13 protein-coding genes are annotated in these 19,822 nt (G+C 64.7%); 5 read left to right on the forward strand and 8 right to left on the reverse strand.

The window, feature by feature from the left end; genetic code table 11:
* Positions 1-123: 123 nt before the first annotated feature.
* On the forward strand, positions 124-1,530 hold the full coding sequence (locus ACLMAJ_RS31460) for a cellulase family glycosylhydrolase (protein WP_412017503.1): 1,407 nt from the start codon (positions 124-126) through the stop codon (positions 1,528-1,530).
* A gap of 40 nt (positions 1,531-1,570) precedes the next feature.
* Positions 1,571-1,960 (forward strand): VOC family protein, encoded by a 390-nt coding sequence (locus ACLMAJ_RS31465; protein ID WP_412017504.1) that lies wholly within the window; start codon positions 1,571-1,573, stop codon positions 1,958-1,960.
* A 153-nt stretch (positions 1,961-2,113) separates the two neighbouring features.
* Here ACLMAJ_RS31465 and ACLMAJ_RS31470 read toward each other — a convergent pair whose 3' ends face one another.
* Both ACLMAJ_RS31470 and ACLMAJ_RS31475 read right to left on the reverse strand, forming a co-directional pair.
* Positions 2,114-3,406 carry an MFS transporter gene (locus tag ACLMAJ_RS31470; protein WP_412017505.1) on the reverse strand — a complete coding sequence of 431 codons (1,293 nt, stop codon included), beginning with the start codon at positions 3,404-3,406 and terminating at the stop codon, positions 2,114-2,116.
* Positions 3,400-9,603: an amino acid adenylation domain-containing protein gene (locus tag ACLMAJ_RS31475; protein WP_412017506.1), complete on the reverse strand. Its 6,204-nt coding sequence runs from the start codon at positions 9,601-9,603 to the stop codon at positions 3,400-3,402. Before ACLMAJ_RS31475 ends, ACLMAJ_RS31470 begins: the two co-directional genes overlap by 7 nt.
* A gap of 508 nt (positions 9,604-10,111) precedes the next feature.
* Here ACLMAJ_RS31475 and ACLMAJ_RS31480 point away from each other — a divergent pair.
* From ACLMAJ_RS31480 to ACLMAJ_RS31490, 3 genes are all read left to right on the forward strand, one after another.
* Complete coding sequence (locus tag ACLMAJ_RS31480) at positions 10,112-10,717, forward strand: ATP-binding cassette domain-containing protein (RefSeq protein ID WP_412017507.1); 606 nt, start codon at positions 10,112-10,114, stop codon at positions 10,715-10,717.
* Entirely contained in the window at positions 10,714-11,547 is an 834-nt protein-coding gene (locus ACLMAJ_RS31485) for an ABC transporter permease (RefSeq protein WP_412017508.1), read from the forward strand. Before ACLMAJ_RS31480 ends, ACLMAJ_RS31485 begins: the two co-directional genes overlap by 4 nt.
* 308 nt (positions 11,548-11,855) lie before the next feature.
* Positions 11,856-13,865 carry a polyprenyl synthetase family protein gene (locus tag ACLMAJ_RS31490; RefSeq protein WP_412017509.1) on the forward strand — a complete coding sequence of 670 codons (2,010 nt, stop codon included), beginning with the start codon at positions 11,856-11,858 and terminating at the stop codon, positions 13,863-13,865.
* 369 nt (positions 13,866-14,234) lie between these two features.
* On the opposite strand, the gene ACLMAJ_RS31495 is transcribed toward ACLMAJ_RS31490, so the two are convergent.
* The 6 genes from ACLMAJ_RS31495 to ACLMAJ_RS31520 all read right to left on the reverse strand — a co-directional run bounded on the left by ACLMAJ_RS31495 (position 14,235) and on the right by ACLMAJ_RS31520 (position 19,818).
* Positions 14,235-14,831 (reverse strand): cupin domain-containing protein, encoded by a 597-nt coding sequence (locus ACLMAJ_RS31495; RefSeq protein ID WP_412017510.1) that lies wholly within the window; start codon positions 14,829-14,831, stop codon positions 14,235-14,237.
* A complete protein-coding gene (locus ACLMAJ_RS31500) occupies positions 14,821-15,936 on the reverse strand; it encodes a 4Fe-4S binding protein (protein WP_412017511.1) in 1,116 nt (371 codons plus the stop codon). Before ACLMAJ_RS31500 ends, ACLMAJ_RS31495 begins: the two co-directional genes overlap by 11 nt.
* The gene (locus ACLMAJ_RS31505) at positions 15,933-16,907 is read right to left on the reverse strand and encodes a 4Fe-4S binding protein (RefSeq protein ID WP_412017512.1); all 975 of its coding nucleotides are present in this window, start codon (positions 16,905-16,907) and stop codon (positions 15,933-15,935) included. Before ACLMAJ_RS31505 ends, ACLMAJ_RS31500 begins: the two co-directional genes overlap by 4 nt.
* 228 nt (positions 16,908-17,135) lie before the next feature.
* Positions 17,136-18,023: an SDR family NAD(P)-dependent oxidoreductase gene (locus tag ACLMAJ_RS31510; protein WP_412017513.1), complete on the reverse strand. Its 888-nt coding sequence runs from the start codon at positions 18,021-18,023 to the stop codon at positions 17,136-17,138.
* A gap of 23 nt (positions 18,024-18,046) precedes the next feature.
* Positions 18,047-19,243, reverse strand: coding sequence for an NADH:flavin oxidoreductase (locus ACLMAJ_RS31515; protein WP_412017514.1), 1,197 nt, complete (start codon positions 19,241-19,243; stop codon positions 18,047-18,049).
* Positions 19,240-19,818 carry a TetR family transcriptional regulator gene (locus tag ACLMAJ_RS31520; RefSeq protein WP_412017515.1) on the reverse strand — a complete coding sequence of 193 codons (579 nt, stop codon included), beginning with the start codon at positions 19,816-19,818 and terminating at the stop codon, positions 19,240-19,242. Before ACLMAJ_RS31520 ends, ACLMAJ_RS31515 begins: the two co-directional genes overlap by 4 nt.
* Positions 19,819-19,822: the final 4 nt, after the last annotated feature.

Here is a 19,822-nt window from a genome sequence, read left to right on the forward strand (position 1 = left end):
AGTCGAGGATCTGTATGCGCACCGGGTACAGCGGAGAGTCGTGACCGAATCCGGCCAGCGATATATAGCATCTTCGCATCAGTGCCGGTGCCTTCGGCGCATACTCGTCGAAAGGTTTGCGCGATGACCATCACGTCCTCGACAGCACGGTGTCTCGGGCTGGTCATATTGCTGCTGGGACTGACCACACCGACGGCGGCGGCGACACCGACAGCGGCGGAGTTGGGGTCCGCGGGGCGATGGCTCACCGACGAGCTGGGCCGAGTGGTCACCTTGCACGGGGTGAATATGGTCTACAAGTACCCGCCGTATTTCCCGGCGGCGGGAGGTTTCGACGAGAACGACGCGCAGTTCCTTGCGGACAACGGTTTCAACGCGGTGCGGCTGGGCTTCGCGTGGAACGGGGTCGAGCCGCGGCCGGGCGTTTACGACGACAACTACATCGCGCAGATCGAGCAGACCCAGCAACTGCTGGCCCGGTACAACATCTACAGTCTGGTCGATTCCCATCAGGACGCGTTCAACGAATTGGCGGGCGCGAGTTGGAGCGGGTTCCCTGACTGGGCGACGATCACCGACGGGTTCCCATTGCAGCCCGACCCCGGCTTTCCGCTGGTCTACCTGACGGGCCCCGCACAAAATCAAACGTGGGCGAACTTCTGGCACAACCACATTGCGCCCGACGGCATCGGATTGCAGGATCACTATGCGACCATGTGGGAGCATGTCGCGCAACGCTTTGCCGACGAACCGTATGTGCTCGGCTACGACCTGATCAATGAGCCGTGGCCCGGTTGGGAATACCCGACCTGCATTCCGCACGGCTGCCCCGAGTTCGAGCGCGGTCCGCTGGCGACGTTCGAAGGCAAAGTGATGAACGCTATCCGCGGAGCCGACTCGAAACACCTGCTGTTCTACGAGCCGTCCATGACCAACGACTTCGGTACGCCGGACTGGATGCCGAATCCCACCGGTGATCCGAACGCGGGGTTGAGCTTTCACGACTATTGCTTCGGCCATGTCGACACCTGCGTGAGCAATGGATTGGATCGAGCAAACGCCGACGGCGTTGTCGGAGTGGTGACCGAATTCGGCGCGAGCAAGGATTGGGCGAAACTGACCCGACTCGCCGACACATTCGACGACAACATGGCTTCCTGGATGTTTTGGTCCCAACCGCAGGATCAGACACCTGGTCATCCCCAGGAGCCACCGACCGGCGCCAACCTGATGGACCCCGCGATCGTCCGGCCCTACCCACGTGCGGTCGCAGGCACCCCGTTGCAGTGGAACTACGATGGCGGGACAGGTACTTTCACCGTCCGATACAGCGCCGTCCGCGCAGATTCCGGTCAACGGTTCCCCCACGAAGTCCGCACCGAAGTCTATCTGCCGCTGAGCAACTACCCCGACGGCTACCAGGTCGAAGTCCAGGGCGCCGAAGTCGTTTCGGTCCCCGATGCCCCGCTACTTCAGCTCGCCACCAACCCCGGACAGGACACTGTGCAGGTGACGGTGACGCGACGGTGAGGTCACCGACCTCGCTGCGTGGACTGTCTACTATCACAAGATGTTGAGTAACGCGCGGATCGAAGCACGGGTACCCACCCAGGATCTGGCCCGAGCCCGCCGCTGGTATTCCGAGAAGCTCGGCCTCGAACCGGTCGAGGAGCGCGATGGCGGCCTGCGCTACGAGGGTGCCGAGGGTGTCTTCTGTCTGTTCGCATCGGCTGGCACATCAGACGGCTCGTTCACGCAGATGGGTTTCTACGTCGACGACATCGAAGTCGCGGTCGCCGGTTTGCGTGCCCGTGGGGTGGTGTTCGAGGAGTACGAAGGCACCGTGGGCGGGATCATGGACATCGAGGGCAATTACCCGAGCAAGGGGCGTGGTGAGCGGGGCGCGTGGTTCCGCGACAGCGAGGGCAACATGCTCGGTATCGCCCAGGTGGTGCGTTAGCCGCCACCGGGTCGCGGCTTCCTCGGCCGCGTTGCCCGCTTCGGCTGAGATCCGGTAGGCCGGCGCCCGGAGTCGGGCCGATCCAAAGGCCGAATTAATCTGGCGGCCAAGATAATCCGACGGTCTCAGTTTGGAGTCCACTTATGTCCGGCTTCAGCCTGATTTCGATACATCCGAATGTCGTTGGAACGCAGGCAATCGAATCGATGCCGAATCGGCGGTGGGGTGCTGACGCGCTAGATTCCGTACCGACGGGAATGTCAGTAGCAGCGCACCGCAGACCAGATAGAGCACTCCACCGGCTGCGATGTAGGTTGCCGACTGTCGGTCGGCGACAACCACTCCGGCCATTATTTGACCGATCGGTATCATCAAATACGAACCGGCGTCGTCGAACGACGCGACCCTGGACAGGACGGAACCCGGAATCTGCTCCTGGAGAACTGTTTCCCATGCTGTCCCGAATATCCCGAATCCCACTCCGCCGGCCACGGCGGCGACGGCGAGAATTGTGAAGGTCGGGCGGACACCGAGCGCCAGCAATGGAAGCGGCCCCAGCATCGCGATACACAGCACCGCCCACCGCAACAGGTAGGTGAGCCTCCATCTATACATCAGAATGCTCGCGACCAGCAGGCCCGCCGCGTTGAGGCCGAGCACCTGTCCCCAGGCCGCCACACCGAGAGAGCGGCGGGCTACCACAGGACCGGCGACTGTCCACAGACCTACATAGATGCCGTTCAACGCCGAAAAGGCCACCACGGTCGCCCACAGCCACGTCCGCCGACGAAAGTGCGTCCAGCCCACGCGCAGGTCGCCGAGCACACTCGTGCCCGTGGAGTCGCCACCACCGCGCTGACGCACGCGACACAAACAGCTGGCGGCGGCCAGCGAGCAGGCAGCGTCCACTGCGATGGTCCAACCGCCGCCGATCCCGGCCACCAACAGACCGGCCAGCGCCGGACCTCCGATAGTTGACACATTCTTGACGGTCGCCATCAGCGAATTGGCCTGTTGCCGCGCGGCGGGCTCGATCATTTGCGGTAGCGCACCACGAGCGGCCGGGGTGGCGAATGCCGTCAAGGTTCCGTTGATGAACTCCAGCATCAGGAGGGCGGAGTGGTGGTAGTTGTCGGAGATGAGCAAGCAGGCCGCGACCAGTTGGGTGGCTCCGGCACCGAGGTTTGCCGCCAGCAGCACCGGGATACGCGGGAGCCGATCGGCGACGACCCCACCGACCAGCAGAAAGACGACCAGTGGGAGGCTGCGCGCCGCCAGTATGGCGCCCAGCGCACTGGGCTGCGGGTCGAACTGCAAGATAGCGAAGGCCACGGCCACCGGCGCCATCGCGTTTCCCAGCAGCGACGCGCCGCGCGCCGCTAGGAACCAGTGAAACTCCGTGTGGCGCGGCGGGCCAAGGCGATCAGCCGCGCGGGTCCTCAACATCGTGCGCCATACGTCTCTGTCAATAACGTTGCCAGCTCGGCGACGGTGGATCGCTGCAACAACTCTGAAATCGCGACGCTGACCTCCAGCCGCTGCTGGATCGCCGCGACCAGCCGCACGGCCAGCAGGGAATGTCCACCGATGTCGAAGAAACTGTCGTGGATGCCGACCTGAGGCAACTCCAGAATGTGTGCGAAAACCCCGGCAAGGGTCTCTTCCAGCGGAGTCCGTGCGGTGGCGCTCGCATCGTATTGATCGAATTGCGGTGCAGGAAGTTTCGCTGTGTCCACTTTGCCGTTCGCGGCCTGGGGAAAGTCCGCCAGTACGACCACCGCACCGGGAACCATGTGGTTCGGCAGGATCCGCCGCAGGTACTCCCGGATCGAAGTCGGTGCGCCGAGGGCGCCTCCGGTTGTGAGCGTGACATATCCGACGAGTTGTCTGTCGCCCCACTGGTCCTCGCGCAGGGCGACCGTGGCCTGCCGCACACCTGGATACCTCGCCAGCGCCGCTTCGACCTCCCCCGGCTCGATGCGGAAGCCACGGATCTTCATCTGGTGGTCGGCACGCCGTACGTACTCGAGTTCCCCCAAAGCGTTCCAGCGCACCAGATCACCGGTCCTGTACATCCGCCGCCCCGGCCGTCGCGGATCCGCGACGAAACGCGCTGCCGTCAGGGCGGGCCGACGCCAGTATCCGCGCGCCAGTGCAAGTCCACCGAGGTACAACTCCCCGACTACACCTACCGGTACCCGGCGCAAACCGGAATCGAGGACGTCGGCAGTGAATCCCGGCAGCGGCGTACCGATCGGCGGTGCACCGGATCCGGCTCGGAGCCGTCGGCTCAGGGTCGCCGCGACGGTCGTCTCGGTGGGGCCGTAGGCGTTGGCCATGAACCGCCCGCCCGCCCAGCTGTCGATCCCTTCGGCCGGGCATGCCTCGCCGCCGACAATCAGACACCGAATCGACGGCAGGTCTGCTGGTCTCATCGCCGCGAGCGTCGACGGCGTGAACAAGGCAAACGAAACCTGTCTGCGCGCCACCAGTTCCCGCAGCAGCTGCCCCGGCAGAGCCTCGTCGTCTGTCGGCAGCACCGCTGTTGCCCCGGTGGTCAGCGCCAACCACAGGTTGACCACGAATGCATCGAACACCGGTGGCGAGAATTGCAGAATCCGATCGGCCTCGGTGATCGGTAGACGCGCGCACTGCCCGGCTATGAGGCTCGCAATGCCGGCATGGGTCACCGCGACGCCTTTCGGACGTCCGGTACTGCCGGAGGTATAGATCAGGTAGGCCAGTTCATGCGGTGGCGGGTACGAGCGTGCAGTGCGACGACGCGGGGGTGCGGGCCGCGGCTCGTCGATACCGACCAGCTCGGCGTGCGCCGGGAGCAGGCCCTTGATCCGCGTCCGGAATTCTTCGGCCGTCACGACCACGGCCGGGTCCGAATCTGTGAGAACGTCCGCGATGCTCGTATCGGGATACGACAAATCCACCGGCACATACGCCCCACCGACCCGCAACACGGCGATGATGGTGACTATCAGCTCGACCGACCGTGGCAGTGCCACCGCCACCAGGGTGCCGGTGCGAACCTTGTCGGCCAAGCGAACAGCCAGTATCTCTGCGGCAAAGGACAATTCGCGGTAGGTAAGAGCCGAGTCGGCGAATGTCAGGGCAATCGCATCCGGCCTGCGGGCCACCTGTCGGTCGAACAGCTCGGGAATCGAGACCGGTGCCTCGGCACCGGATCCGGTACCGAAACGATCCAGCAGTGCCGCCTCGGCGTCATCGATCAAGTCGACCGCGCCGACCGGCGCGTCCGGATCGTGGGTGAGCCGGTCGAGTAGCCGAAGGAAGCGAGTGGCGATGTTTTCGACCGTGGACCGGTCGAATAGGTCGCCGGCGTATTCGATCGTGGCCGGCCAGGTCCAGTTTTCCTGTGTGACATGGATTTCGAAGGACAGATCGAAGCGCGACCGGTCAGTGGTCCGCCGGTGGACACGGGCCACGAGTTCGGGCAGCTGGATGACAGCGGCCGCAGTGTTCTGCACCGCCAGCGCGACTTGGAAAAGTGGGTGATAGGCGGGCGACCGCACCGGGTTCAGCTGCTCCACCACGAGATCGAATGGCACGTTCTGACTCTCGTACGCTGCCAGTGACTTGCGTCGTACCTGCTCGAGTAATTCGGAGAACGTGCTGTGTGCGTCCACTCTCACCCGCAAGACCCACATGTTGGCGAAGAACCCGATCAGATTCTCGACGTCCTGGTCGACTCGGCCCGCGATCGGGCATCCGATCGCGATATCCGGTCCAGCGACCAGTCCGTGTAACAGAACTGTGAGGCCGGCCTGCAACACCATCGACACCGTTGCACCCGCCCGACGGGCCACTCGCTCCACCGCCGCGCTCAGGTCCGGGCCGATATCGAACGTGACCTGTCCGCCCGCGTGGGAAGCGATCGGAGGTCGTGGCCGGTCGGTGGGCAGGGCGAGAGTAGGTGGCAGCCCGGCGAGTTCGGTTCGCCAGTAGGCGAGTTCGCGGTATATCAGGCTGTCCGGATCGTCGACTGTGCCCAGCAATCGTCGGTGCCAGCCGGAATAGTCGGCGTACTGGACGGGCAGGGGCTCCCAGGAAGGCGGCTTTTCCTGCCTTCGCGCCGCGTACGCCGCGCTGAGATCGGCAGCGAGGATCGGCAGCGACCAACCGTCCACCGCGATATGGTGCACCACCATGACAAGCAGGTAGCGATCGGCGGCGCAGCGGAAAAGACGCGTCCGGATCGGAATGTCGCGATGCAACTCGAAACGATGCTGCAGGTCGGAGTCGACAGCGGACCATACTCGGTCGGTCGGCCACCCGTCGGCCTCGACCACCTCCCAGCCGAAATCGAAGCTATCGAGAATCAATTGCCGCGGTTCACCCTGTACCTCGGGTAAAACCGTCCGAAGCGATTCGTGCCTGTCGATGACATCTCGAATCGCGGTAGCCATCGCGGTCGAGTCCACCGGTCCGGTCAGCTCGAGGACCCACGGCACGTTGTAGACCGATGTCGCACCGTCGAGGCGGTACAGAAACCACAATCTCCGCTGCGGGTACGACAGCTCTACGACGTCAGGGCGTTCGGCCCGCATAAGCACCGGACGCCCGCTCGATCGCCCTTCGGCGATACGCGCCACACCGGCCGCGGTCGGTGTGGCGAATACCTCGGCCGCGGTCACCTCCACACCGAGGGCCGCGTGCAGGCTGGAGATCACCCGCATCACCGACAGCGAATTACCTCCCGCGCCAAGGAGGTTGTCGTCCACACCGATTCGGTCGACCCCGAGAATCCGAGCAAAGATGTCGGCGACGGCGCTCTCGGCGGGCGTGGCCGGCGCCCGGTAGACGGCATCGGAACCGGCATCCGGAACCGGCAAGGCGTCGCGGTCCAGCTTCCCATTGGCGTTGAGCGGAAACTGATCAACCGCAACGACACCGGAGGGCACCATGTACCCGGGCAGCTTGTCCTGCACGAGTCGATGCGCCTCGGCCGCGATCAGCGGCGCGATGGGATTGGTGTACAGGCGGGTCGCCCGGTTTCGGTCGGCCTCGAGATACACATCGGTAATCCGGTGTGAGAGTCCGGGATCGAAAAAAACCGCGTCCATGCAACCTGGTCGTTGCGACCACGTCATAGCGACCGTGACACCGAGACGATCGGCCAAGCGGCTCAGATACCCTGGCGAAATCCCGTCGTCCGAAGACTCCGAGTCATCGTCGAGACAGTACTCGGAGCCGATCGCATCCGGCACATCCGCACGACCACCAACGACTTCCTCGACCGCCATCAGTTCGGCGTGGAGCCCGGCTCGTGGGATGCCGGCTACTCGTACAGGCCCGGCCGCGCGATGCGCCGTCACCACCGCCTCCATGCCGCCGCGATGGCTGAATTCGAAGGCCACCGCGTCAGCCAGGGACAAAGCCCGCACCGGCCCCTTGCTGAGCGTGACGTCGTACCGATACCTGGTCAGTTCGTCGACCGCGGGTCCGTTCTTGGTTCGAATATCTACCGCGCCGATGGCGTAATCCGCTGCGGCACAATCGACAAAGTACTCCGGAGCGAGCAGCAGCTCCGGTTCGAGACCGATCCGCCGGCGCACCCGATTGCGTAGTTCATCCGGACTCGACCAGCCGTGCTGCGCGATCTCGACAGCAGACAGGAAGTCCTGCTGTAGGCACAGATTCCGAACGTCACCGATGAACAGCACTCCGCCAGGAACCAGGAGTTCCATAGCGTGCCGGATTACCCGCCGCAAATAGCGCTCGCTGGGGAAATACTGGGCCACCGAATTGACGACGACAGTGTCGAAGTGCCCGGTCGGCACACCCCGGATGTCGTCCGCATCGCGAACCTCGAGCCGAACACGGTCCGCCCAGCCGACCCGAGCGGCCTGCATGCGACGTTCCAGCCTGCCGATCGTCACCGCGGACACATCGCCCGCCCAGTACTCGACACAGGATGGCGCCAGCTCCGACAGCAGTAAGCCCGACCCAACGCCGATCTCGAAGATCCGCAGCGGCGCCGACTCCTTGATCCGAGCAACGGTGCAGTCGCGCCAAATCCGCAGCTGTTCGACTGGTATCGAGCGCCCGGTATAGCTGCTGATCCAGCCGAAGAAGTCGTCCACCCAGTCGGCGTCATCGGGATAGGGCGAGGACGCCGACCGGGTGTAGACGGAGTCGTAGATACCGCGCCAGCGAACGACGAGTTCCTTCTCCTCGGCCTCCGACACCACCTGCTCCGGTTGGACATAGCCGATCAGGTGCACGCCGGATGTCCCCCCGTTCCGCGCCAGCACCACCGCACGTTGCACACCGGGATACGACTCGAGCACCGTCTCGATCTCGCCGAGTTCCACCCGATGACCGCGAACCTTTATCTGAAAATCGTTGCGGCCCAGATACTCCAGGTCGCCGTCCGCCGTCCGCCGCACCAGGTCGCCGGTGCGATAGAGTCGCGCGTCGTGACGGAACGGATCCGCTACGAAACGCGTGGCCGTCAAGTCCGCCCGCCGCCAGTACTCCCGGGCAAGTCCCGCTCCACCCACATACAGCTCACCTATTTCTCCGACCGGCGTGCGCCGCAAGCCATGATCCAGCACCTCGAAGGACCAACCGGGTAGCGCATTCCCGATAGGACTCGCGCTGCCGCTGATGTCACCGGTATGGATCTCCCGGAGCGAGGCGAAGACGGTCGTCTCGGTGGGGCCGTACAGGTTGAATATTCGCACCTGCGGATACAGGTCCGGCCACGGCCCGAGCCGATTCGGTTGCAATGCCTCACCGCAAAATACGATCGCCTGCAGTCGCAATCGGGCAACGGCGTCCCGGTCACCGACCATGGCGGCCTGCAACTCCAGAAAAGCGGAGGGAGTCTGGCTCAGCACCGTGACGTGTTCGGCGACAATCAGATCCAAGAGAGCAACTGGCGAGCGCACCACTCGGTCCGCGGCCACAACCAGCCGTCCACCGTGCAGTAGGGCACCCCACATTTCGGCCACCGACACGTCGAAGACGTAGGCGCTGAACAGAATCCACACCTGCCCCGGAACACACAGTTCTGGACAGTCGGCTCGCAGCGCCGATAGCAGGTGGAGAACGTTCTGGTGCGGGATCACCACACCTTTGGGCCTGCCCGTCGTCCCCGAGGTGTAGATGAGATAGGCAGGCAATCCAGCCGTCGACTCGCCCGGCAGCACCGACGCAAGCGTCGGTTGTGACCGATCGGCATCCGTTACTGCGGCGAGATCGACCACGGCTGTGCTCGGCCCCGCGATCCGTTGCAGTCTCGGCACGAATTCTTCGAGCGTCAGCGCGAAGACCGGCTCAGAGTCGGTGAGGATGAATTGCACGCGATCGTCGGGGTAGCCCGGGTCGAGCGGCACGTATGCGGCGCCGGTCATCAACACCGCCAGTACCGCCACCACGAGTTCCCCCGAACGTGGCAGCAATAACGCGACAAATCGGTCTGGTCCGGCGCCGGCCGCCGCGAGCCGTACGGCAAGGGCACGAGCCTTCGCATCGAGTTCGCGGTAGGTGATAGTTCGGCCCTCGAACGTCACCGCGCAAGCATCCGGTGTCAGCGCCACCTGTCGAGCGAAAACCGCTGGGATGGAAAGCCCGACATACTCGTTCTGGCCAGCAGCAGTACCCATTGCGCGGTGGCTCCTCGGCTCGATTGACAGTAGCCGCAGCGAACCCGCCCAGCGGGTTTTGTGCGACCAGTGGATCCGGCAATCAACCGCTATCTAACGTACCTCTGCGGAACCGCGCCGAAACCGTCGTCGCATTCCCGCTGTTGGGAGGCCGAAAATCGTTGTCGGGCTACTACTCCAGCCGCATTTATCGAGTTATAGGTCCGCCGCTACGCCGCCTGATGTGGCCGACTCGCGACGAGGCCGCGAACTCTTGGCGTCGGCGTAATACTGGACGTCGACTATGTGGCGCACCGTCTTCCACCCGCCGAATCCGGCAGCGGTGTCGATACCGGTCGGGGTTCGCGGATGTGAAACGCATATCCGACATGCCGCAGGAATGCGGGGCGCGATCGAGTTGCGGGCATGCGGGCCACGAATTGGCTGTCCCGGCACAGGTTTTCGCCGTTGATTGGTAGCATGCGAACGGCTGCCGGGCCACTAGGTCGGTGACGGGTAAGGGGTGTTGATGGAAGTGGAAGATGTCCACCACTCGTACGGCAGGCGGTCGGTGCTGCGTGGTATCGACATCATGCTTCCCGCGGGGGCGCTGGTGGGAATCGTCGGTGAGAACGGCGTGGGTAAGTCGACGCTGCTACAGATCCTCTCCGGAGGGCTGCGACCGGACCGCGGGGTGGTCCGCCACCGTGGGCGGTTCGGTTACTGTCCGCAGCAGGTGATCCTCAACGATGCCTTCACGGTTCGTCAGCACCTGGACTTCTTCGCCGCGGCATATGCGATCGCGGACCTGCGGCGAGCCGAGGAGACCATGGAGATTCTCCGTTTCTCCGAGTACGCCGGTGAGCGGGTCGCGACGCTGAGCGGCGGCACACGTCAGAAGCTCAACCTGACGCTGGCGGTGATGCATGATCCGCAGGTTCTGCTGCTCGACGAGCCGTACCAGGGTTTCGACTGGGAGACGTATCTGCGTTTCTGGGATCTGGTCACAGAGTTCCGCGACACCGGCCGGTCGGTTCTGATCGTTTCACATCTCGCCCACGACACCGGCAAATTGGATCAAGTGTGGCGGTTGCACGATGGCGTCCTGGACAGCGGACAGGAGGAAGCCGCGTGAGAAATGGTGTCCGACTGTTCGTGATCGCCATGCGCTTCGGCCTCATCGAACATGCCCGCAACCGATTCGCCATGCTGTTGGTGGCCGCCTTCGTCCCCCTGTTCATCACGCTGGTGCGGGTGGCCGTCACCGACCTCGAGGTACCGTTTCGGCTTCGAGACACCGGTCTGGTTCTGCGCGCCAACGGAAATGAGCTCGCCCAGATCAGCGGCGCCCTGACCGCGGTCTGCCTGATCATCGGTTTCATGATGTTCGCGGCGACTTTCAGCAGTGGCGCATTCGACCGTCGTCTGTCGATGGCCGGATATCCGCGGGTCGCGTTGGCTCTGGCGAAGATCGCCTGCCTGGTGGTGGCTTCAGTGCTGATGTGCGCGTACGCCACCGCGGTGATCTGCTGCTATTGGTCGCCTCGGCAGCCCGTCCTGCTTGCTGCGGCGCTGTGCTGTGCGGCGATGACCTACGGGGGGCTGGGTGTCGCCCTTGGTGCGGTGCTGCGCCGTGAGGTGGAGGGGATGTTCGCCCTCGCGATGCTCGCCTGCGTGGACATGGCTGTGCAGAACCCCATCGCCAGCGCCGGGGCGGACAGCGATTTCGTGCGCTGGTTGCCCTCTTATGGGGCAATGCAGGCCGCCACGGCCGCCGGATTCTCGGACACCACTCCCTTCACGGGTTTCGCGATGCAATTGGGCTGGCTCACTGTGAGTGCCCTGCTCGGGCTGGTCGCTTTCCACCTGTGCACCCGCTCGTCTCTTCGACCCACGAAGTGGAGCCGCCTCCCCGGACCTCGCCTTTCCGCCTCGACGCGATCGGCACGGTCAGCGAAGCATTGAAGAAAATGTGTCCGCGCGACCCACCACACGGTGGGTCGCGTGGATAACACCTTGCATTCGAGTATGTCCGGCATCGAAAGCGCCACCGCAACAGCGACCCTCGACACCGACGCCACCATGGATCCCGATACCCGACCCGGCGTTGACGACGAGGCAGACCTGCCCGCGATCGAAACGAAGCCGGTATCACTCGAGTTGGGAAGGCGTCAAAATTGGCTGATACCAACATCTTCCGCGTGATGGCGTAGCGAATCACCATTGAACGGCGGTGTCGTAGATGACCGCTGTAACCAGTCAGGAGTACCCGCGTGCCACGTGAAATCGATTCGGCTGTCTTCCCACATCTGGATGCGGACCTCGACCGCGTCCGTGACGTTCTCGGCCCCGTGCAATTCGAGAGCCGGCCAGAGCTGGCCGCACTCACAGACGAAGGGCCGAACACTTCTCGCCGCCTGGTGCGCCCCACGTTGACGTTGCTGTCGTACTACCTGCTCACCGATCCCACGACCCCGGCTGATGATCGGGCGGTGCAAGCTGCTGCCGCGGTGGAGTTTCTGCATCTGGGTTCGCTGTATCACGACGACGTCATCGATCACGCGGACCAACGTCGAGGCCGACCCAGCACCAACGCGGTGTGGGGATCGCACATGGCCGTACTGGGTGGAGACTCGGTGACGACCGAGGGCATGCGCATGCTGATCGAACTCGGTCAGCGTGAGGGGCTCGCGGGGGCGAGCGCGGGTGCGCAGATGGTCGCGGGCATGGTGATCGAGGCCGCCGACCTGTATGTGGTCTCTCGCAGTGAGCAGTCCTACCTGGAGGCGATCGACGGCAAAACGGCGGCGGTGCTGTCGTTGGCATGCCGGGTGGGCGCGATGCAGGCCGGCCGCTCCGAGGAACAGGAAGAGGCGTTGGCGGAGTTCGGTCGCCAGTTCGGGTTGGCCTACCAGTTGTATGACGACATTCTCGATTTGACCTCGACCGCCGAGGAAATGGGCAAGCCGGTCAACGCGGATCTGCCCGAGGGTATCTACACACTTCCCGTAATCCGCGCGGCCGCCCGCGACCAAAGCCTTGCCCGTCTGCTGCGCAGAGCAATGACGCGTGAGCAAGCCGCACGTGCCAGCGAGCTTGTCGTCGCTTCCGGTGCCGTCGACGAAGCACTGGCGATGGCCGAGGAATTCATCGACCAGGCCGCCGGTCAGCTCGCCGCTGTGCCCGTCGATGCGTCCGCCCGCCACGCAATGACCGCCTACGCCCGGTCCATCCTCGACCGACGAACTCCGCTGCCGGTGGTCCCCCCGCAGGCGACACTGCCACCCCAGACCCGCGGTAACGCGCTCACGCCCCAGGCCATGTCGTGGTTGAGGAGCTGGATGCTGGATACCGGCCTCGCCCTAACCCCTGCCGAGGCCGACTACCACCGGTGGACAGGAGCGATCCGGATCCCGGCACAAACCTTGGTCCCAGCAGTGGACCCGGACCGTTCACAGACCCTCGCCAGCATGTTCACGCTGTCCCTTGTATGGGACGACCTGTTCGACGATCCGCAGCTGACCGACCCCGAAAAAATCACCGCGCTGAGGCGGGGCATGGTGGCAATGCTCCGCCAGGACCCGGAGAAACCGTGGCGGCCCGGTGCGATCCCGACGGCGTGGGCGAGTGTGTGGCCGCGCCTGCGCGAGGGCCGCAGCACCCGATGGCAGAAGCGGTTCCTCGACGGCATCGAGGACTGGTTCGAAGCCGCCGAACGCGAAGCCCACCATCGCATCAACGGCTACATCCCCTCCACGGCCGAATACTGGCCGCTGCGGAGGTCGACCAGCGGGTTCGAAACCGCGCTTGCCTGCATGGAGGTGTACCAAGACCGGGAACTGCCGTCGAAGCTGCGCAACCACCCCGTGATCCGCCGTCTCGAGGAACTGCTGTTCTTCGTGGGCTTCGTGGAGAACGACCTGGCGGGGTTGGATCGGGACGAGGCCGACCAGGATCCCTACAACCTCGTCAGGGCAGTCCGTCACGAAACCGGCTGCACCCGCAGCGAAGCCATCGAGCAGGTACAGCGCCAGGCGGTCGAGTATCGCGCCCAGCTCGAGACGGTGATCCACTACGTCCCCGTGCTGCTGCGCGTGCTTCCCGGCCTGTCGGGCCAGTGGAAGGAGTACGCGGATATGTACGAGAAAATGACGAACGCGGGACTCCGGGCGCATGAGAACGATCGATACACGCAACCGTCCGCTTCCACAGCGCCGGACTTGGAACGCTTGCGCCGTGAAATCTACTACCCGGCCGACGAACCAGCTCCGACCGCGCCGTAAGCCCGAAGGACGGCAAAGGCTTCGCCTGATGTCCGACGGCGTAGCCAGCCGAGCCAACGGGATGTCGGGTCATGCTCGGTGGTCAGTCGCTGACCGATTAGAGCAACGATCAAACATTGAACCAATTCGCCACCTACCTCCGTGTATTCAAGGTGACGGTTTAGTCACCTGAACCGAGCTGGGTCCGTCTCCAGGTACGAGTGTTCGACACTCTCGCTGCCCGGCAACGGCGCCGGAGATGCTTCACAACGGTGTGGACCTGGAGGCGGGCCCGGTCGGTGTCGGCGTGGACGTCGGCGAGTTCGCATGTGCTGGCGGACGGCTTATTCGACGGCACTCGCGGCCGAACCGCGCCACGACAACCGCAGTTCAACGGAAGATGTGGGTGCGTAATCCCGCTGCCGGGGCATGACCTCGGCGCTTTGCGAAACGGGTGGCAGCGGGCAGTAGGATCCGCCGCTGCACACCGAGCGGAATTCCCGCCGCGAATGTCACCGAACCCGGTGTCCCCAGCATCATCAGCAGATGCGGCAGGTGAAGTTCCTGCTGCGAGTTCACCTTTCCGTCCCGCAGCGCCTGCCCGAGGGTTCTGGCGAACGATAGTAACCACACTGGTCCCGGCGTGTAGAGGCTGCGGACGACGATGGGCGCGTCGGTGTCGTTGTACGGATCGGTGTGGGGCACACCGGGTTCGATGATCATGTCGTCGCCGGGCGACAGCGTGCGGGTACGCCAGCCTTTCCGATAGTGGGCCTGCGTGCCGGCGAGCAGGAACGAACGCTGGAGGACGCCGGTGTGGACGTGCGCCGGCGCGCGTCCGGTTCCCGGCGGCAGTACCCGGGTCATGCCCAGATACTGCCGTCCGGCGACGAAGAACCAGGGATGAATCTCGAGCCGCGCGTCGCCCCCGCCGGCATAGATCTCGAAGATCGGCAGATCCCGCCGCAGGTCGCCGTCACTGGTCATGACGCTCTGGCACCGGATCGATCTCGGGTTCCGGCACCGTCACCCGGCGGGGATGGCGAACCGTCTTGTGCGGAAACCTGGACTGGACGTGTGCCTCGGCGGCCGAGCCGGTGTCGACGTAGACGTACTCCGGTTTCCGCATCAGGGGCGCCACCACGTCGCGAGCGTGACCGTCCGGGTCGTTGAGGAAGTTGCCGAGCACGTCGGTACCGGCCGGGCACACCGCGACACAGTATCCGGCGCGAAACTGTGGTTGGAACGACAGACTCTGCCACACGGACAAGGTCTCGCTTGGTGTTACCCGCCGCCGATAGTCGGCCGCGTCCGCGCTGTCCACCACCTCCTCGACCCAGCCCGCGAAGTTGGACAGCTCGTGATGATTGTTGTGCGTGTAGCAGGCGTCGAAGTCGAATCCCCCGTTGGCATGGATCGCGCCGACGGGGCAGGTGCTCACGCACAACCCGCAGTCGATGCACGGATTCGACAGGACCGGTTGCGAGTACCGGGAGACCGGCCGGTCGATCAGAATCGTGCCGAGCACGATGAAGGTCCCGAATTTCGGGTGAATGACGTTGCGGTGCAACCCCATCTGTCCCAGCCCTGCGGCCACCGCCACCAGCTTGTGCGAGACCACCCAGCTCCGGTTGGGGAATCGGTGGATCTCGGCCGGGAATCCGGATGCCGGATACAACGCACGCACGCCGCGGCGCTGCAGTTCCAGGCAGATGTGCCGGGCGGCTTCGTGCGCCAACTCCTGGGTGGTGGCGACATCGCGGTTGGCGGCGCTTGTCGATCTGCTCTGTAGGTTGTCGCGACTGGTTCGCAGGCAGAACCCGATCAGGGTGCAGGTGCCGGGCAGTGCCTCGAGGACATAGTCACGTTCGCCCTCGAGGCCGGGCGTTGCCAGTGCCGTGAATCCGACATCGTCGACGCCCGCGGCCAGGCATATCTCGCGCAGCCAGTCGGCGTCGAGGTCCGCGGGCTCACCGGCGGGCCCCTGCTCGGCTCGGGCCCGCGCGGCTGCGACCGTCGGATGCGGGCGCTCGCGCGAGCCCCGCTCGATCGGGACGTGCAGCGGATTCCATAACCGCTCGGCGTCGTTCATTTCGGCTCCGGCGCCGCGTCGATGTCATCGGGCGGCATGATCCCGGTATCCACGTAGCGCACCGACTTCTGCTTGTACATCTTGCGCACGTTGGCTTCCGCGTTCGATCCGGCGCTGACGTAGGCGTTCTCGGGTTTGCGCTGTACCGGGCGCAGCACCAGCTGCAGGTGGCCCTTGCGGTCGGCCAGATACGGCCCGATCACGTCCTCACCGGCCGGGCACACCGCGACGCAGTATCCGGAACGATACTGGCGGCGTGACTGCATGGTGGTTTCGCCCGGGCTCATGCGCTGGCCGTAATCGTCGGCGTCGGTGCTGTCGGCCATGGTTTCGACCCAGTCGGCGAAGTTGTTCACGAACTGGTTGTAGGTGTGGGTATAGCAACTGTTGAAGTCGAAACTGCCGTCGGTGTGTATCGCGCCCACTGGGCACGCGGCGACGCACAGATTGCAGCCCAGGCACGGATTCCAGTCCAGCGGCCGCGAATACGGTGCGATCCGCGCGTCGGTCAGCACCGTGCCGAGCCCGATGAAGCTGCCGAACTTCGGATGGATCACGCAGCGATGAATTCCCATGTGGCCCAACCCCGCAGCCACAGCCACCGGCTTGTGTGACACCGTCCAGCCGCGACTCGGCAGTCGGTGCGCTTCGACGGGAAACGTCACCGACGGGTACATGGCACGAAATCCACGGTCCTGCAACGCGATACTGACCTTGTGGCCGATCCGATCGAGCACCGGTATCGCGGTGTCGATCTCGGTATTGACCATGCTGGCCGCCCGGCTGCGAAAGTTGTCCCGCGCCAGCCGCACACACACCGCGATCAGCGAGCGGGTGCTCGGAAGCGCTTCGCGGACATAGTCGACCTCCCCCTCCAGGCCAGGTGTGTCCAGCGCCACGAAGCCGACGTCGTCGGCTCCGGCGTCCAGGCAGACCTGCCGCAGTTCGGCCGCATCCAATATTCCGGTCATGTCATACCTCCCAGAGATACAGACACCGCCCGGCACGAAAAATCATCGGTGGGACCCGAGATCATCGGTGGAGTTCTCGAGCTGATATCAACAGATCTCGGGCTCACCGCGCGACGCCATAGTCCGTGTGTGACTGGAGGCATCAGGATTCACCGGCGCAGCCAGTGATCGACACGGCGAACGAGCAGACCCCCGATTCGCGCCGGGCCGAGGTTCGCAAACAGCTTCTTACCGGGGGCGGGTGCCCTTGGGGTAGACACCGTGACCGACCTGTATGTAGGACAGCCGATCGGCCAGTCGGGTGCTGACCCGTCGGACGGTGTCGTAGACGTGGGCGTCCTTGCCGATCACGACACGCCCCCTACCCTTCGCGGTCGCATCGACTATGCGGCGGGCCACCTGCTCGGGCTCGGCCGAGAATCCCCTGGCGAGCTTCTCGGGCGCACCCATTTGCTGGGCGACCTTGCGCACCAGGTCGGTCCAGACCGAACCTGGAAGCACCGTGGTCACCGTGACATTCGAGCGGCCGCGCAGATCCTGTGCCAGGCCGTAGCTGAACAGGGCGAGCGCGGCCTTGGACGCGCCGTACACCGCTGAACCGGGCACCGGAACGATCGCCGACAGACTCGAGGTGTTCATGATGATGCCTCGGGGGCGTTGCAGCAGGTGCGGGAGGAAAGCCCGCGACATCCACACCGCGCCGAAGAAGTTCACCCGCATCAGCGTCTCGATCCGAGCGTCGCTGAGGTCTGCGACGGCTCGGAGTTCCTGAGCGATTCCCGCGATGTTGAACAAACCGTCGACTTGTCCGTGAGAGGCGATCACGCTGCCGGGGAACGCGGCCACGGCGACTCGGTCGCAGATATCGATCGGGTGGGCGGTGAAGCGCTCACGGTCCGTGACCAGTGCGGCGGTGGCGGCGAGTGCCCGCTCATCACGATCAGCGCCGACCACGACCGCTCCGCGGGCGATCAGCTCCAATGCGACGCATCGTCCGATGCCGTTTCCGGCTCCGGTGACGACGAAGACTCTTCCCTCGATCTGTATGCACGATCTCCCGGTTATCCGCTGCATAGTGGGCTCGAGATGGCGGGCTCGCGGCAGCTGTTCACTCATGACGCGTGTTCTCCGTCGGGTGTTCAGCCGAGCGTCAGCTGGATCGGCTCATGCGAAAGGTTGGGGCGATACACGCAGTGCGTGCCCGTGTAGATGGTGGGCATGCACTCGTTGCAGTGCACGCACGCCGATCGCGTGGAGTCATCGGCCTGGATGCGGTGCAGCAGATTCGGTTCGCGCAACAATGCCCGGGCCATGGCGACGAATTCGAAGCCCTCGGTTCTGGCGAGCCGCATGGTGTCGAGATTGGTGATGCCGCCTAGCAGGATCAGCGGCATGGAGAGTTCGCGACGGAACTGGCGGGCCCGTTCCAGCAGGTACGCCTCCTGGTAGGGGTACTCCTTGAGAAAGGCACGCCCGACCAGCCGGAAGCCAAGCCGGGCTGGGCCGGGCAAGACTTTCGCGAAGGCGCGGCGCGGCGCGGCGCCGTGGAACAGCAGCATAGGGTTGAGCAGTGAACTGCCGGCGGTCAATTCGAGGGCGTCGAGTGCGCCGTCGGCCTCGAGCCAGGCTGCCACCTGGAGTGATTCCGGAACGGTGAGGCCACCGCGCCTACCGTCCTCCATATTGAGCTTGGCGATGATCGCAAGCCGATCGCCCACGACATCTTTTACCGCACAAGCGATTTCACGCGCCAGTCGAGCCCGGTTACGCAAGATTCCGCCGTAGCCGTCCTTGCGCCGGTTCAGCAGTGGGCTCAGGAACGAGCTGACCAGATAGTTATGGCCGAAGTGGATCTCCACCGCGTCGAATCCGGACTGTTCGGCCAAGCGTGCGGCATTCGCGTGCGCGGCAACGAGTTCGGCTATCTCGGACACACTGGGACTTTTCATGAACTTCATACTCAGCGGGCTGAACATCCGGCTCGGCGCGAGCGCCGGTACCCGATTGGAGGCGGCATTGGCCACCGGTCCGGCATGCCCGATCTGCGCGCTGGCGGCAGCACCCTCGGCATGCACCACGTCGGTCAGCTTCCGCAGTCCGGCAACGGCTTCCGGGCGCATCCAGATCTGATGCCGATCGGTGCGACCGCCGGGCGCGACCGCGCAGTACGCGACGGTGGTCATGCCGACGCCACCGGCGGCCACCTCTCGATGGAAGTCGATCAGTTCATCGGTCACCAGGGCGTCGGGCGTGCGCCCCTCGAAGGTCGCGGCCTTGATCACCCTGTTGCGCAAGGTGATCGGCCCCAGCTTGGCCGGTGTGAAGATGTCGTTCATGTCAACTCTCCCGTCGGCGCGGTCAGACCGGCCACCACAAAATCTCGCAGTGTCTCCAGGTCCGGCTGCGCCATTCCGTGTTCGTCTATTTCGGGGCTGCCGAAACGCATGATGATCAGATCGAAGGCGAGCATCCACCGCCTGCGGCTCTCCTGCGCGCCCAGTTCCGGCAGCAGCGCGGCCCAGGTGCCCATCCGAAACCAGGGTCCCTGCCACGCTGTGCGATGCCGTCCGAGCACGAACCGCGCTAATAGCCGAAGATGCAAGCGGCCCAACGGATCTCCGGCGAGCTGAACGAACGGCGCGAGGATCGTGTCGACCACGACGGGCAGCGCATCCGGCCCTGTGGTCGCACGGGCCAGTCCGTCCGCCCACAGCGGTCCCATTCGATCTTCGATCAGCGCACCGACCAGGGCTTCCTTCGATCCGAAGTGGTAGTGCACCGCGGCCGCGTTCGCGCCCGCCGCGGCACAGATGCCGCGTACCGAGACCTCGTCGTACGGCTCGGTCAGCAGCAATGATTCGGCCGCGGCCAGCAGTCGCTGCCGCGTCCCTGGCGTGCCCTCATCAACCATGTCC

It is taken from the genome of Nocardia arseniciresistens, assembly GCF_046764875.1.
Classification (GTDB): Bacteria; Actinomycetota; Actinomycetes; order Mycobacteriales; family Mycobacteriaceae; genus Nocardia; species Nocardia arseniciresistens.

Bases quoted from the DNA above. Each gene is read 5' to 3' on its own strand.
- ACLMAJ_RS31465 (WP_412017504.1), top strand. From the start codon at position 1,571: ATGTTGAGTAACGCGCGGATCGAAGCACGGGTACCCACCCAGGATCTG.
- ACLMAJ_RS31515 (WP_412017514.1), bottom strand. From the start codon at position 19,243: ATGAACGACATCTTCACACCGGCCAAGCTGGGGCCGATCACCTTGCGC.
- ACLMAJ_RS31495 (WP_412017510.1), bottom strand. From the start codon at position 14,831: ATGACCAGTGACGGCGACCTGCGGCGGGATCTGCCGATCTTCGAGATC.
- ACLMAJ_RS31510 (WP_412017513.1), bottom strand. From the start codon at position 18,023: ATGAGTGAACAGCTGCCGCGAGCCCGCCATCTCGAGCCCACTATGCAG.
- ACLMAJ_RS31470 (WP_412017505.1), bottom strand. From the start codon at position 3,406: ATGTTGAGGACCCGCGCGGCTGATCGCCTTGGCCCGCCGCGCCACACG.
- ACLMAJ_RS31505 (WP_412017512.1), bottom strand. From the start codon at position 16,907: ATGACCGGAATATTGGATGCGGCCGAACTGCGGCAGGTCTGCCTGGAC.
- ACLMAJ_RS31520 (WP_412017515.1), bottom strand. From the start codon at position 19,818: ATGGTTGATGAGGGCACGCCAGGGACGCGGCAGCGACTGCTGGCCGCG.
- ACLMAJ_RS31480 (WP_412017507.1), top strand. From the start codon at position 10,112: ATGGAAGTGGAAGATGTCCACCACTCGTACGGCAGGCGGTCGGTGCTG.
- ACLMAJ_RS31475 (WP_412017506.1), bottom strand. From the start codon at position 9,603: ATGGGTACTGCTGCTGGCCAGAACGAGTATGTCGGGCTTTCCATCCCA.
- ACLMAJ_RS31500 (WP_412017511.1), bottom strand. From the start codon at position 15,936: ATGAACGACGCCGAGCGGTTATGGAATCCGCTGCACGTCCCGATCGAG.
- ACLMAJ_RS31460 (WP_412017503.1), top strand. From the start codon at position 124: ATGACCATCACGTCCTCGACAGCACGGTGTCTCGGGCTGGTCATATTG.